General features: G+C 73.9%; 11 protein-coding genes. 4 read left to right on the top strand and 7 right to left on the bottom strand.

Going from position 1 to position 12,809, the window contains the following annotated elements; all coding sequences use genetic code 11:
- Positions 1 to 20: 20 nt before the first annotated feature.
- Positions 21 to 1,217 (bottom strand): PucR family transcriptional regulator, encoded by a 1,197-nt coding sequence (locus ACZ3YL_RS08590; protein ID WP_188304323.1) that lies wholly within the window; start codon positions 1,215 to 1,217, stop codon positions 21 to 23.
- Between the two features lie 253 nt (positions 1,218 to 1,470).
- Between ACZ3YL_RS08590 and ACZ3YL_RS08585 the strand changes: the two genes are divergently transcribed.
- A complete protein-coding gene (locus tag ACZ3YL_RS08585) occupies positions 1,471 to 2,247 on the top strand; it encodes a pirin family protein (protein ID WP_465656279.1) in 777 nt (258 codons plus the stop codon).
- Between the two features lie 27 nt (positions 2,248 to 2,274).
- Here the strand turns inward: ACZ3YL_RS08585 and ACZ3YL_RS08580 are convergent, their stop codons facing one another.
- Positions 2,275 to 3,108, bottom strand: a complete 834-nt coding sequence (locus tag ACZ3YL_RS08580) for a serine hydrolase domain-containing protein (RefSeq protein ID WP_465656277.1) — start codon at positions 3,106 to 3,108, stop codon at positions 2,275 to 2,277.
- A gap of 118 nt (positions 3,109 to 3,226) precedes the next feature.
- On the opposite strand from ACZ3YL_RS08580, the gene ACZ3YL_RS08575 reads away from it, so the two are divergent.
- Both ACZ3YL_RS08575 and ACZ3YL_RS08570 read left to right on the top strand, forming a co-directional pair.
- Positions 3,227 to 3,730 carry a MerR family transcriptional regulator gene (locus tag ACZ3YL_RS08575; RefSeq protein WP_188302480.1) on the top strand — a complete coding sequence of 168 codons (504 nt, stop codon included), beginning with the start codon at positions 3,227 to 3,229 and terminating at the stop codon, positions 3,728 to 3,730.
- On the top strand, positions 3,727 to 4,740 hold the full coding sequence (locus ACZ3YL_RS08570; protein WP_188302479.1) for an aldo/keto reductase: 1,014 nt from the start codon (positions 3,727 to 3,729) through the stop codon (positions 4,738 to 4,740). The genes ACZ3YL_RS08575 and ACZ3YL_RS08570 overlap by 4 nt, the downstream gene beginning before the upstream one ends.
- 64 nt (positions 4,741 to 4,804) lie before the next feature.
- Here ACZ3YL_RS08570 and ACZ3YL_RS08565 read toward each other — a convergent pair whose 3' ends face one another.
- Positions 4,805 to 5,383 (bottom strand): TIGR03086 family metal-binding protein, encoded by a 579-nt coding sequence (locus ACZ3YL_RS08565; RefSeq protein WP_465656273.1) that lies wholly within the window; start codon positions 5,381 to 5,383, stop codon positions 4,805 to 4,807.
- A 110-nt stretch (positions 5,384 to 5,493) separates the two neighbouring features.
- On the opposite strand from ACZ3YL_RS08565, the gene ACZ3YL_RS08560 reads away from it, so the two are divergent.
- Complete coding sequence (locus ACZ3YL_RS08560; protein WP_465656271.1) at positions 5,494 to 6,483, top strand: helix-turn-helix transcriptional regulator; 990 nt, start codon at positions 5,494 to 5,496, stop codon at positions 6,481 to 6,483.
- A gap of 31 nt (positions 6,484 to 6,514) precedes the next feature.
- Here the strand turns inward: ACZ3YL_RS08560 and ACZ3YL_RS08555 are convergent, their stop codons facing one another.
- From ACZ3YL_RS08555 to ACZ3YL_RS08540, 4 genes are all read right to left on the bottom strand, one after another.
- Positions 6,515 to 7,729, bottom strand: a complete 1,215-nt coding sequence (locus ACZ3YL_RS08555; protein WP_317620868.1) for an alpha/beta hydrolase — start codon at positions 7,727 to 7,729, stop codon at positions 6,515 to 6,517.
- Between the two features lie 187 nt (positions 7,730 to 7,916).
- Entirely contained in the window at positions 7,917 to 8,264 is a 348-nt protein-coding gene (locus ACZ3YL_RS08550) for an MmcQ/YjbR family DNA-binding protein (RefSeq protein ID WP_465656267.1), read from the bottom strand.
- Positions 8,265 to 8,389: 125 nt separating this feature from the next.
- On the bottom strand, positions 8,390 to 10,798 hold the full coding sequence (locus ACZ3YL_RS08545) for a Dyp-type peroxidase (RefSeq protein WP_465656265.1): 2,409 nt from the start codon (positions 10,796 to 10,798) through the stop codon (positions 8,390 to 8,392).
- 32 nt (positions 10,799 to 10,830) lie between these two features.
- On the bottom strand, positions 10,831 to 12,741 hold the full coding sequence (locus ACZ3YL_RS08540; protein WP_465656262.1) for a galactose oxidase-like domain-containing protein: 1,911 nt from the start codon (positions 12,739 to 12,741) through the stop codon (positions 10,831 to 10,833).
- Positions 12,742 to 12,809 lie beyond the last annotated feature (68 nt).

Genomic DNA, 12,809 nt, shown 5'->3' with positions numbered 1-12,809 from the left:
TATGGTCCCTACACTCCGGCTCAGCCGGGCTCTCCGGCGGCGGTGAGCCGGCCGAGGGCCAGTGCGATCCGCAGAGTGAACGCCGAACGTACGTCGGAGGGGGCGTACCCCGTGACGTCGGTCACACGTCGTAGCCGGTAGCGCACCGTGTTGGGGTGCACGAAGAGCATCCGGGCCGCGCCCTCCAGCGAGGACGCCTGCTCCAGGTAGACGCTCAGCGTCTCCAGCAGGGCGGAGCCGGCCTCGTCCAGCGGTGTGTAGATCTCCTCCACCAACTGGCGGCGGGCGGGCTGGTCCCCGGCCAGCGCCCGCTCCGGCAGCAGGTCGTCGGCGAGCACCGGGCGGGGGGCGTCCGGCCAGGCGGCGCAGGCCCGCAGACCGGCCGCCGCGGCGTGCGCCGAGCGGGTCGCCGACAGCAGGTCCGGCACGGTCGGGCCGATCACCACCGGGCCCGGCGCGAACTGGCCGATCAGCGCCCGGGCGGCGTGCACCGGCTCCTTCTCACCGCCGACCACGACCACCAGGCGCTTGCCCAGCACCCCGGTCAGCACGTTCAGCTTGGCGTACCGGGCGGCCCGGCGGATCGCCTCGACCACCAGCTCGCTGTCCCCGTCCGGGGCGCTGCCCATCACCACCCGGACCTGGCTGGGCTGGCCCCAGCCCAGTGCGGCGGCGCGCGAGAGCACCCCCTCGTCGGCGTCGCCGGACAGCAGGGAGTTCACCACCAGCGCCTCCAGCCGGGCGTCCCAGGCGCCGCGTGCCTCGGCCGCCTGGGCGTACACCTGGGCCGTGGCGAAGGCGATCTCCCGGGCGTAGACCAGCACGGACTCGCGCATGTCCGCCTCGTCGCCGGGGGCGGCCACCTCCTCGATGGCCTCCTCCATCACCTCGATCGTGGTGCGGATCAGCTCCACGGTCTGGCGCAGCGTGATCGCCCGGGTCAGCTCGCGCGGGGCGGTGCCGAAGACGTCGGTGGAGATCGCCCGGGCGGCCTCCGGGTGGCGGTACCACTCGGTGAAGGCCGCGATGCCGGCCTGGGCGACCAGGCCGATCCAGGAACGGTGCTCCGGCGGCATCCGCCGGTACCAGCCGAGCTCGTCGTCCATCCGCGAGATCGCGGCGGTGGCCAGCTTCCCCGAGGACTTCTCCAGCCGCTTGAGCGTCGCGGCCCGGCGCTCGGCCCGCTCGGCGGCGTTTCTGCGCTCCTGGGCCGTCAGCCGGGGCGCGGGGCGGCCGGGGCGGTCACGGCCGCCCCGGGGCGCCGGGCTGTTCCCGGCGGGATCGGCGGCGGGACTGGGATCGCTCTTGGAGTTCGCGGAAGCGGCTGGCACAAGGACAAGACTGCCTCACGCGAGTGGCTGCTCGTGCACACCCCCCGGCACGGGGGCGCGACGGTCCCGGTCACACCCGCGGGGCGCGGGGCGCGCCCGCGCCCGGGGACGGGCCGCCCGGCACAGTACGGTGGGGCCCGTGACCGACGCCGCCGCCCGCCCCCGTGCCGACCTGCGCCGCACCGCCGAGCGCTACCGCTCCACCCCCGCCGAGGGCGTCGAGACCCGGCACGCGTTCTCCTTCTCCGGCCACTACGACCCGAAGAACACCCACTTCGGCGCGCTGCTCGCCTGCAACGAGGAACTCCTCGCCCCCGGCGCCGGGTTCGAGGAGCACAAGCACCGGGACACCGAGATCCTCACCTGGGTGCTGGAGGGCGCACTCGCCCACCGGGACTCGCACGGCCACAGCGGGGTGGTGCGCCCGGGCATGATCCAGCACCTGAGTGCGGGCTCCGGGGTCACCCACACCGAGCGCAACGTCGGCGGTGCCACCGGCCCGGTGCGCTTCGTCCAGATGTGGCTGCAGCCGGACGAGTTCGACGCCGCCCCCGGGTACAGGCTGCGCAAGGTGGAACCGGCGGACGGCGGGTTGACGCTGCTGGCCTCCGGGCTGGAGCGGGACGCCGGGACGGACGCCCTGCGGCTGCGCCGCGGTGACGCCGCGCTCTGGCTGGCCACCGCCGGCCCGTGGCAGCCGCTGCCCGAACTGCCGGCGGCGCCCTGGCGGTACGCGCACCTGGCGGCCGGCTCGCTGGGCTACCGGACCGTCCCGGGGCCCAAGGGCGCAGGCCGGTCGATGGTGCCCGGCGACAGCGTGCGGATCACCGGCGAGGCCTTCGCCGACCCGGCGGCCGGCGAGACCGGCGCCCAGCTGCTGTTCTGGGAGATGCACTCGCCGGTCTCGTACGGCTGAGGGCCGGACGGCCGCCGGATATCCGCCTCAGCCGTTCAGTTCGGTGAGGACGGCGTCGGAGAGCGGCGGCCAGGCCTCGACGGCCCAGGGGCCGAAGTCCCGGTCGGTGAGGGCGATGCAGGCCGCGCCGGCCTGCGGGTCGACCCAGAGGAAGGTGCCGGACTGGCCGAAGTGGCCGAAGGTCCCGGGGGAGTTGGCGGTGCCGGTCCAGTGCGGGCTCTTGCCGTCGCGGATCTCGAAGCCGAGGCCCCAGTCGTTCGGGCGGCGGTGGCCGTAGCCGGGCAGCACGCCGCTGGTGCCGGGGAAGGCGACCTCGCGGGTGGCCCGGTGGAGGGTGGACGGGTCCAGCAGCTTGGGGGACTGCAGCTCGGCGGCGAACCGGGTGAGGTCGGCGACCGTGGACAGGCCGCCGGCGCCGGCCGGGGACTTGCTCGTGGTGTTGATCAGGGTGTCGTGCATGCCCAGCGGCTCGAACACCGCCTCGGCGACGTACTGGTGGAACGCGATCCCGGCGGCCTCGGCCAGGGTGCGGGCGAGCACGTCGAAACCGGCGTTGGAGTAGAGCCGGCGGTTGCCGGGCTCGGCGAACAGCCGGTCCTCGTCGAAGCCGAGGCCGGAGGTGTGGGCGAGCAGGTGGCGGACGGTCGAGCCGGGCGGGCCGGCCGGGTCGTCCAGCTCGAACACGCCCTCCTCCAGGGCGACCAGGGCCGCGTAGGAGGTGAGCAGCTTGGTCACCGAGGCCAGCGGGAAGAGGTGCTGCTGCGGACCGTGGGCGCCCAGCACCGCGCCGTCCGACCCCCGGACCACCGCGGCGGCGGCGTGGGGCACGGGCCAGTTGTCGATCATCCGCAAGCTCTCCATGCGGTCGACTCTAGCCGGGGCCGGATCGGGGTGGTGGGGCCACCCGGCTCGGCGGCTTGCTTGGAGTGCACTCCAACTCGGTAGCGTCGTCATCGTCACAGGACAGGGGGAATCGATCATGGCCACACCCGTACGGGCCAGGGCCGGTCTGCGCAGCTGCGCCGAGGTGTTCAAGGGCCCGGTCGGCGAGCCGGACCGCACCCCGCGGCACACCATCAGCGAGGTCGCCGCGGCCAGCGGGCTGACCGCCCACACCCTGCGCTGGTACGAGCGGATCGGGCTGCTCGACCCGGTCGACCGCGCGGCCGGCGGCCAGCGCCGCTACTGCGACGGCGACCTGCACCGGCTGGCCTTCCTGGGCCGGCTGCGGCTGACCGGGATGTCGGTGGCGGACATGCTCAAGTACGTCGACATGGCCCGCCGCGGCGAGGAGACCTACGCCGAGCGGCGGGAGCTGCTGGAGGCGCAGCGCGAGGAGGTCCGGCAGCGGATCACCGACCTGCAGGCCACCCTGGCCGTCCTCGACCACAAGATCGATCTCTATGCCGGGAGGATCGCCGACGCCACCGGCGCCCCCGTCCGATGCCAGTACCACCGAGTAGAGGAAGAGCAGAGCGCATGACTCACCCCGTCCTTCCCACCGCACCCCTCGGCACCGACGGCCCGCTGGTGGGCGTCCAGGGCCTCGGCTGCATGGGCATGAGCGAGTTCTACGGCCCGACCGACTCCGCCGAGGCGCTCGCCACGCTGGACGCCGCGCTGGAGGCCGGCGTCACGTTGTTCGACACCGCGGACATGTACGGCTCCGGCCGCAACGAGGAGTTCATCGGCCCCTTCATCCGGGCCAACCGCGACCAGGTGGTGCTCGCCACCAAGTTCGCCATCGAGCGCGACGAGAACGACCCGTCCAAGCGCGCCATCCGCAACGACCCGGCGTACATCCGCAGCGCCGTGGAGGGCTCGCTGCGCCGGCTCGGCGTGGACGTGATCGACCTCTACTACATGCACCGCCGCAACCCGGACGTGCCGCTGGCCGAATCGGTCGGCGCCATGGCCGAGCTGGTGCGGGCCGGCAAGGTCCGGCAGCTGGGCCTGTCCGAGGTGACCGGGGCCGAGCTGCGCGAGGCGCACGCCGTGCACCCGATCGCCGCGGTGCAGTCCGAGTGGTCGGTGTTCGCCCGTGACGTCGAGCGGTCGGCGGTGCCCGCCGCGGCCGAGCTGGGCGTCACCTTCGTGCCGTACTCGCCGCTCGGGCGCGGCTTCCTGACCGGCGCGTTCCAGGACGCCGCGAAGCTCGCGGCGGACGACTTCCGCCGCACCCACCCCCGCTACACCGGCGAGAACGCCGTTGCCAACGGCGAACTGCTCGCGCCGATGCGGGAGATCGCCGCGGCCCACGGCGCCACGCTCGCCCAGGTCGCGCTGGCCTGGGTGCACCAGCGGGCGCAGGTGCACGGGCTGACCGTGGTGCCGATCCCCGGCACCCGCAAGCGCAGCCGGCTGGTCGAGAACACCGGTGCGGCGGCCCTGCGGCTGAGCGCGGCGGAGCTGGCGCTGCTGGAGCCGCTGGCCGGACAGGTCGCCGGGGACCGTTACGCGGACATGCGCAACACCTCGGTCGGGCGGGAGTAGTACCCCCCGGGCCCGGGAAGTCGCCGACTTCCCGGGCCCGCACGGGGGTTCGGGCCGTACGGGTTCAGACCTCGCGGCCCATCCAGGCGGCCAGCCGGGTGTGCACGTCGGCGTCCTCGGCGACCGGCCGCACCGCGGCGAACGGGACGCCCTCGACCCGGCTCGCGGGCGGCAGGACCAGCTCGGCGACGGCCAGCGCGGTGTGCGCCAGGGCGTCGTCCAGGACGAAGCCGTTGCCGAGGGCGGTGGCGATGTCCCAGGAGTGGGTCACCGTCTCCATCACGTAGCCGCCGACCACCATCCCGCCGGGCACCTCGCCCCAGGGGGCGAAGGTCGGGCGGCCCAGCTTGGCGTCGTCCGCCCAGGCGGCGGTGGCGCGGGCGGCGGCCCGGGCGAGTGCGGCCGGCCAGCCCTCGTCGGACGGGTCCTCGATGGCCGCCACGACGTCCTCGGCGCGGCCGCCCTCGCCCAGGTAGGCGAACCGGTGGACGCCGCCGACCACGTGGTTCAGCAGTCGGCGCAGCGTGAACTCCTCGCACGGGGTGGGCCGGTCGAGGTCGGCGGGGGTGACGTCGGCGAACAGCTTCTCCAACTGGCCGAGGGCGGCGAGGTACTGCGGGCGGGCGTCCTGGACGGTGCTCATCTGCGGTCGGCTCCTTGTGCGGTGCGATGCGGTGCGGTCTTTCGGGCTCGGAACGCAATCTCCCAGTAAAACCTGACAACTGCCGTCAGGATTGTTGGGATTCTGGTGTCATGAAGGCCGACCGCCTGCTCTCGATCCTGCTGCTGCTCCAGACCCGCGGCCGGGTGCCCGCGACCGAACTGGCCGAACGGCTGGAGGTGTCCGTCCGCACCATCTACCGGGACGTGGAGTCGCTCTCCGCCGCCGGGGTGCCGGTGTTCACCGAACGCGGCCGGCACGGCGGCATCAACCTGCTGCCCGGCTACCGCACCGACGTCACCGGGCTGACCGCGGACGAGGCCCGGGCGCTGTTCGTGCTCTCCGCCCAGGGCGCCCACAGCGACCTCGGGCTGGACGGCGCCCTCGGCTCGGCGCTGCGCAAGGTGATGGCCGCGCTGCCCGCCCCGCACCGCCCGGCCGCCGAGCGGGTCAGCGAGCGCATCCTGGTCGACCAGGCCCGCTGGATGCAGAACCCCCAGACCGGCGCCGGGAGCGGGCCGGACCTGGGCGAGCTGCAGTACGCGGTGTTCGCCGACCGGCGGCTGCGGCTGCGCTACCGGCACGGCGGCACGCCCGCGCCGGTCGAGTACACCGTCGACCCGTACGGGCTGGTGAGCAAGGCCGCGGTCTGGTACCTGGTGGCCGATCTGCGCGGCGAGCCACGGCTGTTCCGGGCCGACCGGGTGCTCGCCGCCGAGACCACCGAGGAGGCGGTCCGCCGCCGGGCCGGGGTGGCGCTCGGCGAGGTGTGGGCGGCGCTGCGCGAGCAGGTGGAGCGGCTGCCGAAGGACGTGCCGGCCCGGGTGCGGGTCCGGCGCGGACGGCTGGACATGTTCCTGCGCATCCACGGCGGGCGGGTCACGACGCCGCCGCCGGAGGCGGGCACCGGACGGGCCGAGGAGTGGGTCGAGCTGGCGATGGCCTTCCCGGCCGCGGCGGCCGTCCGCGCGCTGCTGGCCTTCGGCGCGGAGGTCGAGGTGCTGGACCCGCCGGCCGCCCGGCGCGAGCTGGCCCGGGCGGCGGCGGAGGCCCTCCGGCTGTACCAGGAGCAGCCGGACTGACGGTCGCGGAAGGGGTTCTGGCGGACAGGTCCTAGGAGTCGGACTGGGGCCGCAGCACGTCGCGGTAGTCCCCGAGCGAGATCGCCGCGAAGTTGTGCAGGCTGTCGGTGCCGTCGGTGAAGTAGCCGTTGTGGCCGGAGGCGCGGGCGGAGGAGATCTGCTCGGCGCCGAAGCCGCTGCCGGTCGGGTCGGCGCCGTGGCCGAGCTTGCCGACCTCCAGGAACGGGACGTTGCCGATCCAGTCGCTGGGGTTGCGGGTGGCCCACACGTGCACGCCGCGGCCCAGTTCGCCGGCGGACTGCACGCCCATGCCGGGGCTGCCGAACACCATCATGTCGGTGATGCCGGAGGTGTCGGACGGCGAGGCGGCCGCGCGCGGGATCTTCGGGGCGGCGGTGCCGCAGACCACCGAGCCGTACGAGTGGCAGAGCAGCGACGGGGGCGCGTCCGGCCGGGTGGTCTCCTTGAGGCCGGCCAGCAGTCGCTCCAGCCGGGGCGCGGCGACGTCGGCGAGCCGGGAGGTGGCCGCGTCCGGGCCGAGGCCGGAGGGGGTGACGTACCCCGTCCAGGCGATCACGGCGGTCCGGGTGCCCGGGGCCTGGCGCTGCTCCTCGGCGTACAGGGCGCGGGCCATGCCGGCCGGGGAGCGCAGCGGTTCGGCCGCCTGGTCGAAGTGGCCGAGGTCGGCGTCCGAGCCGGGGACGACGACGGAGATCCGCTCGGCGTCGGCGAGGTCGCCCCAGACCTCGCTGACCAGGCCGCGGCCGCGCGGGTCGAAGGCGAGGATCTGCCGGTTGGGGGAGAGCAGGTGCTCGACGTCGTTGGCGCGGGAGACGGCCAGCGCGCGGGTGTCGGCGTCCAGCCTCTGGTCGGCCGCGCGGGCCCGGGCGGCGTCGCGCTCGTCGGCCAGGGCGATCCGGTTGGCGCGGTAGCGCAGGTCCAGCGGGGCGCCGTCGTAGTTGCCGACGACCAGCGGGTAGGCGGTGACCAGCCGGTCCAGTTCGGTGGGCGCGAGCGAGGCGAAGAACGCGGCGGCGTCGGCGGGGCTGGTGGTGGCCGGGTCGGGCAGCAGGCGGCCGAAGGTGTGGTCCTGGATCCAGGCGGCGCTGCCGGCCGGGGGCGTGGAGATCGCCAGCTGCTCCGAGGAGACCGCGGCCGCGGCCGCCGAGGCACCGGCGTCGGCGAGCACGGCACAACCCGCGAACGCCCCGATCAGTACACGCTTCCAGCGTCGACGGTTGCGCACCGCACCAACTCCCTTGGGGCCCGTCACCGTTTCTCGGGCGGTGCCCGGAGGGTGCGATTGGACTGCTGAACTTTCCCTGGGCAAGCGTAGAGGTCACGGGAGGGTGACGGACCCGCCTAAACTGTGGGATGGATCACATGAACCGGCGGTGTCTTTTCAGCGTCTCCGAGTAGCTGGTAGTGCGGCGTCAAACGGAGTGCCGGGCGTCGAATCCGGCGACCAGCCGCTTGGGCGCCGTCCGCCGCCAGGCCTCGGTGACCAGGTCGTCGAGCTCCGCCGGGTCGACCAGGTCCAGCCGGACGCTCACCCAGCCGTGCCGGCCGACGTACCGGGCGAAGGAGAACACCTCGGGCTCGGCCGCGATCAGTTCGGCCTGGTCCTCGCGGGAGGCCTTGAGGGTGATGCTGTCGCCCTCGGGCGCGCCCATCGCGAAGACCTTGCCGCGCACCCGCAGCGTCTCGATGCCCCAGGTCGGCTCCTGGGCAGCCTCCGGGAGGGCCAGGGCCATCGCGCGGAACTCGTCGAACGTCACCATGACGGCAGGTTAGGGCAGGGGGCTGACAGTGCGCCCCCGGTGTGTGCGGTGGCACACCGGGGGCGCGTCGGGCGCGTCGGGGGCGGAGCCGGGTGGGGAGCCGGGCGGGGCGGCCGGGGCCGGGCTCAGCCCAGCGAGGCCCAGTTGTCGCAGGTGCGGTCGCCGTCGACCAGCCGATCCGGGTGGCCGCTGCCGTCGGCGATCGAGATCCGGCGGTAGCTCTGGCCGCAGAACACCCAGAACTCGCTGTTCCCGCCGACCCGTTGGCGGTCCGGCACGGGCAGGAAGCAGTCCACCCGGCTCAGGCCGTTCAGCGAGCCCCACTGGGAGAGCTCGCGGTCGGTGCGTTCGCGGACGTCGGTGTGGGCGGAGCCGTCGGCGACCGAGATCAGCCGGTACTGCTGGCGGCCGCTGGAGGTGTGGAAGCACCAGTACCAGCTCTTGCCGCCGACCCGCTGCTGGTCCGGCACCGGCAGCCAGCAGTCGACCTGGCCGACGCCGCTGAGCGAGCCCCAGGAGGTGAGGTCGCGGTCGGTGCGCTCCAGGGCGGTGGTGTACCGGCCGCCGCCGCAGGTGATCGAGATCAGCCGGTACTGCTGGCGGCCGCCGGTGCTGTGGAACACCCAGTACCAGCTCTTGCCGCCCGGGTCCTGCTGGTCCGGTACGGGCAGGACGCAGTCGACCCGGCCGACGCCCTGGAGGCAGGTCCAGCCGGTCAGCCAGGTGTCGTCCTCGACCTTGCGGTCGGTGTGGGCGGAGCCGTCGGCGACCGAGATCAGCCGGCAGCGGTCGCCGTGGAAGGCCCAGTACTGGCTCTGGCCGCCCTTGCGGTACTGGTCCGGGACGCCGACGAACTCGTCGCACGGGTAGGCCTTCACCGGCTGCGGCTTGGGCTGGCCGCCCGGCCGGCCGTCGGTCTGGCTTCCCGGCTGGCTTCCGGTCTGGCCTCCCGGCTGGGTGCCGGTCTGGCCACTCGGCTGCCCGGCGACCGGGGTGAGCCGCCCCTCGCAGAGCCCGCGCAGGATGCTCAGCGAGGGCATGAAGGCGTACACCGAGCCGGTGGTCCGGACGAACTGCTGGAAGCTCAGCGGGGTGTGGTTGATCAGGCCGTCCGGCCCCCGGTGCTCGAAGTCGACGTCCGGGGCCTCCTGGGTGACCGGGTCCTTGCCGGGGACGGGCCGGGGGTTGGCGTGCCCGGGCGGGGTGGCTCCGCCGCTGTCCCGGTTCGGCGGGAAGTTCGGCTGGTCCATCCAGTCGGCCTGGATGAACTCGAACTGCCGCTGGAGGTCCGCCTGGTAGCAGATGAACAGCAGGCCGCGCGGGTCGTCCGGGCCGCCCGGGCCCTCGGAGGCCGGGTCGAACGGGGCCCCGTACGGGGTGCCACGGCGCATGATCCGGCGGCCGTTGAGGTCCTTGGCGTCGAACGGGGGCTTGTCCGGGGCCTCCTGGAGACCGGCGCGCGGCTCGGTCTTGCGCAGGTGTGACCAGAGCGGGGTGATCAAGCCCTCCGGGTCGTCCCGGAAGTCGAAGTCGTTGTCGCCGGCGGCGCTGGGGTTGTTCGGGACGTCCCGGTCCTGGTGCTTGCAGACCGGGGCGCCGGAGCGCCAGCGGCCGACCATCCGGGCGGCCAGCCACTCGGTGGTGGCGCTGTCCGGCACGGCCTTGGCCCGCTTGAGCTCTGCGAGCTTCACCGCGACCTGCGACCACCAGCCGGGGACGTCCTGGGCGAGCCGGCGGACCACCTGGAAGGAGCCGTTGCGCGCCCACTCGGGGTACTGGCCCGGGGGCCCGCTGAACGTGTCGTTGGGCAGGCCGCAGACGAACTCGCCGGCCGGGACGAGCCGGGTGCCCGGATGGCCGTCCACCTCGTCCGGCTTGTTCGGGTCGGGCCGGTCGAAGTCCCGGATGCCGGGCTCGCTGATGCCGTCCTTGAAGCCGAAGTGCTCCTTGCCGCGCCGACTGCCCAGCAGGGTCTGGGCGTTCTGCTGGTAGACGATCAGCACCCGGCACTCGGCGGCGGCGATCCGCTGCGCCTCGACCGCCGACTGGAGGTCCCGCTCGGTGTCCGCGGAGATCTTCAGCACGGCGTGCACCGGCTGGTTCCTCCCGTTGCCGAACAGCCAGTTCTCCGGCGAGTTGTCGCCGGTGTCACCGAGCGCGCCGGCCCGCTGGGCCGAGCCGTCCTTGAAGGCCTCCAGGCCGCTGCCGACGGGCGGGGCGGTCGGGAACGGGTCGCTCCCGGCGAGCATCCGCAGGCCCTCGTAGGTGAAGCTGAGGCCCAGCCAGGTGGCGGTCAGCGACTTGGGGTCGTCGCCGCCGGAGGCCTGCCTGGCCTCGCTGAACTTCTCGTTGAAGGCGGCGACCTCGCGGGTGGTGGAGATCTGCGGGGTCAGCCTGCGGAGCCAGTCGCGGGCCCGCGCGGCGTCCTCGAACTTGAGGAACAGGACGCTGACGTTGTCCTTCTTGAAGCCGGCGAGGATGTCGCCCTGGATCTCCTCGCTGTCGCGCAGGATCGGATCCGCTGCCGTTGTCATGGGGGGTGTTCCTTTCGGGACGGGTGGGGGGATCAGGCGGAGGGATTGAGCTGGATCCACTGCGCGACGCTGGGCACGCCCTTGTCGCTGAGCAGGAAGAGCAGGTACCAGCCGGGCGGGGCGGCCTTGGCGTCCGGCGGGGCCTGGAACTCCAGCCGGTTGCCGGCCCGGCTGGTCATCCGCAGGTCGACGTACCGCTGGCTGGTGTTGACCGAGTGGGTGGAGGTGGTCGGCGCCAGCAGGACGGCCCTGGCGGCGAGGCCCGGGGTGGTGCTGGTGACGGTGAACCGCTTGTCGTAGCCGACCGGCGCGGTGGGCGCGTTGGCGAGCGCGGGCCGGTCCCCCTGGTGCAGGTACGGCGGCTCGTAGATCTCGATGGTGCCGTTCATGGTGGTCGGGCCGGAGGTGCCCGGGATGCCGCTGACCGTGCCGTTGATGTCCGTGTTGTTGGCCATCTGCTGGAGCTCGTCGCCGGTCACCATGATCCGGCCGTCCGGCAGCACCACCGCGTTGGAGTGGTAGCCGCGCGGCAGCCGCTGGACCGGGCCGAGCTGCCAGTTGCCCTGGTCGTCGCGCAGTTCGATCTGCCGGTACTTGAGGTCGGCGTTGGGGTTGTACGGGCCGTTGCCGTAGTCGCGGATGTCGTAGGCGCCGTTGACCGTCATCAGCCGGCCGTTGGGCAGCAGCAGGGTGTCGTCCTGGGTGCGGCCGAAGGCGCGGGACTTCTCGGCGGTCCAACTGCCGTTGGAGAAGCGCAGGGTGCCCGGGTTGTCCCGGTCACCGCCGAGGACCAGCGCGGAGTCCGGGCCGTTGGCGCCGCCGGGCAGCATCACGGCGGAGCCGTAGTTGCGCTTGCGGCCGTCGGGGCGGGCGGTGAGGTCGGTGCGGGTCTCGGCGACCGGGTCGAACCTCCACTGCTCGTCGGCCGCGCGGCCGAAGCCGTAGACGTTGCCGTCGTTGAGCGAGAACAGGTGCGGGTAGTCGAAGCTGAACGGCGCGTCCGCCTTGAAGCGCTCGACCGGGGTGTCCTTGGGGGTGTCGGTCTTCTTCACCGGCACCGGGAAGGCCTTGGCGGGGAAGCGCTCGACCACCGGGGTCGGGGTGCCGTAGCCCAGTTCGGACTGGCCGGACATGATCAGCTGCCGGCCGTCGGCGCCGGTCACCACCGAGGGGTACCAGCGGCCCACCGACATGTCGGGGTTGCGGGTCCAGGTCTCCGTCCAGGGGTCGAAGACCAGGGAGAGCTTGGCGCCGGTGCCGCCGTTGCCGCCCAGGTTGCCGCCGAAGACGCCGAGCATGCCGTTGGGCAGGAAGGAGTGGCCGGAGCAGAAGAACGGCACCGGGCGGGGTTCGTCCAGGCCGTCCGGCATGTCCGAGACCGGCGGGTTGACCTGCTTGAACGCCTCCTTGCCGGTGCCCTTGCCGGGATCCCAGAGGAAGGCCCGGCCGGCGTTCTCCTTGCCGGTGGTCTGGGTGGGGGCGGGCTCCTTCTCCGGGTTGGTCTCGATCCGCTCGAAGGAGAACAGCAGCACCTTGCCGGTGGGCAGCAGGGCGACGTGGTCGCCGAAGTCGGGGGAGGGGAAGTACTCCTTGAACGCGCCCCAGGTCTCCGGTGCGAACGCCTTGTTGCGGTCGGCCTGGGAGGCCGTCAGGGCGTTGTACCGGTTGGTCCGGGTGGTCTGCGGGTAGTCGCCGACGCCGCGGACGGCCGCGCGCATCCGGGCGTGCTCCTCGGCGTGCTCCCGGCCGAGGGCGGCGACCTCGTCCTGGCGCAGTTCCTCGGCGACCCGGCGGGAGTCGACGTGCGGGGCGAGGTCGTCCCCGCCGTGGGCGAGCGCCGGGGTGGCGGCGCCCAGCAGGGTGCCGGCGGTGACGGCGAGGACCACGGCGGCGGGCAGTCGGCGGCCGGCCCGGGGCCGCGGGCGTGGTGGGGACGGGGGCATGGGTCTCCTAGGGCGGGAGGCGTTCGGCGGAGGGCGGGCGAATGCGGACGGACGGGCCGTGGGCGGGC

The sequence above is a fragment of the Kitasatospora sp. NPDC023176 genome (assembly GCF_055560495.1).
Note: the sequence above shows the minus strand (reverse complement) of the source record. Positions and strands in the feature narration are given on the sequence as shown.

Coding starts and splice junctions, on each gene's coding strand:
- ACZ3YL_RS08580 (WP_465656277.1), bottom strand. CDS start 3,108: ATGGAGAGCTTGCGGATGATCGACAACTGGCCCGTGCCCCACGCCGCC.
- ACZ3YL_RS08575 (WP_188302480.1), top strand. CDS start 3,227: ATGGCCACACCCGTACGGGCCAGGGCCGGTCTGCGCAGCTGCGCCGAG.
- ACZ3YL_RS08570 (WP_188302479.1), top strand. CDS start 3,727: ATGACTCACCCCGTCCTTCCCACCGCACCCCTCGGCACCGACGGCCCG.
- ACZ3YL_RS08565 (WP_465656273.1), bottom strand. CDS start 5,383: ATGAGCACCGTCCAGGACGCCCGCCCGCAGTACCTCGCCGCCCTCGGC.
- ACZ3YL_RS08560 (WP_465656271.1), top strand. CDS start 5,494: ATGAAGGCCGACCGCCTGCTCTCGATCCTGCTGCTGCTCCAGACCCGC.
- ACZ3YL_RS08550 (WP_465656267.1), bottom strand. CDS start 8,264: ATGGTGACGTTCGACGAGTTCCGCGCGATGGCCCTGGCCCTCCCGGAG.
- ACZ3YL_RS08545 (WP_465656265.1), bottom strand. CDS start 10,798: ATGACAACGGCAGCGGATCCGATCCTGCGCGACAGCGAGGAGATCCAG.
- ACZ3YL_RS08540 (WP_465656262.1), bottom strand. CDS start 12,741: ATGCCCCCGTCCCCACCACGCCCGCGGCCCCGGGCCGGCCGCCGACTG.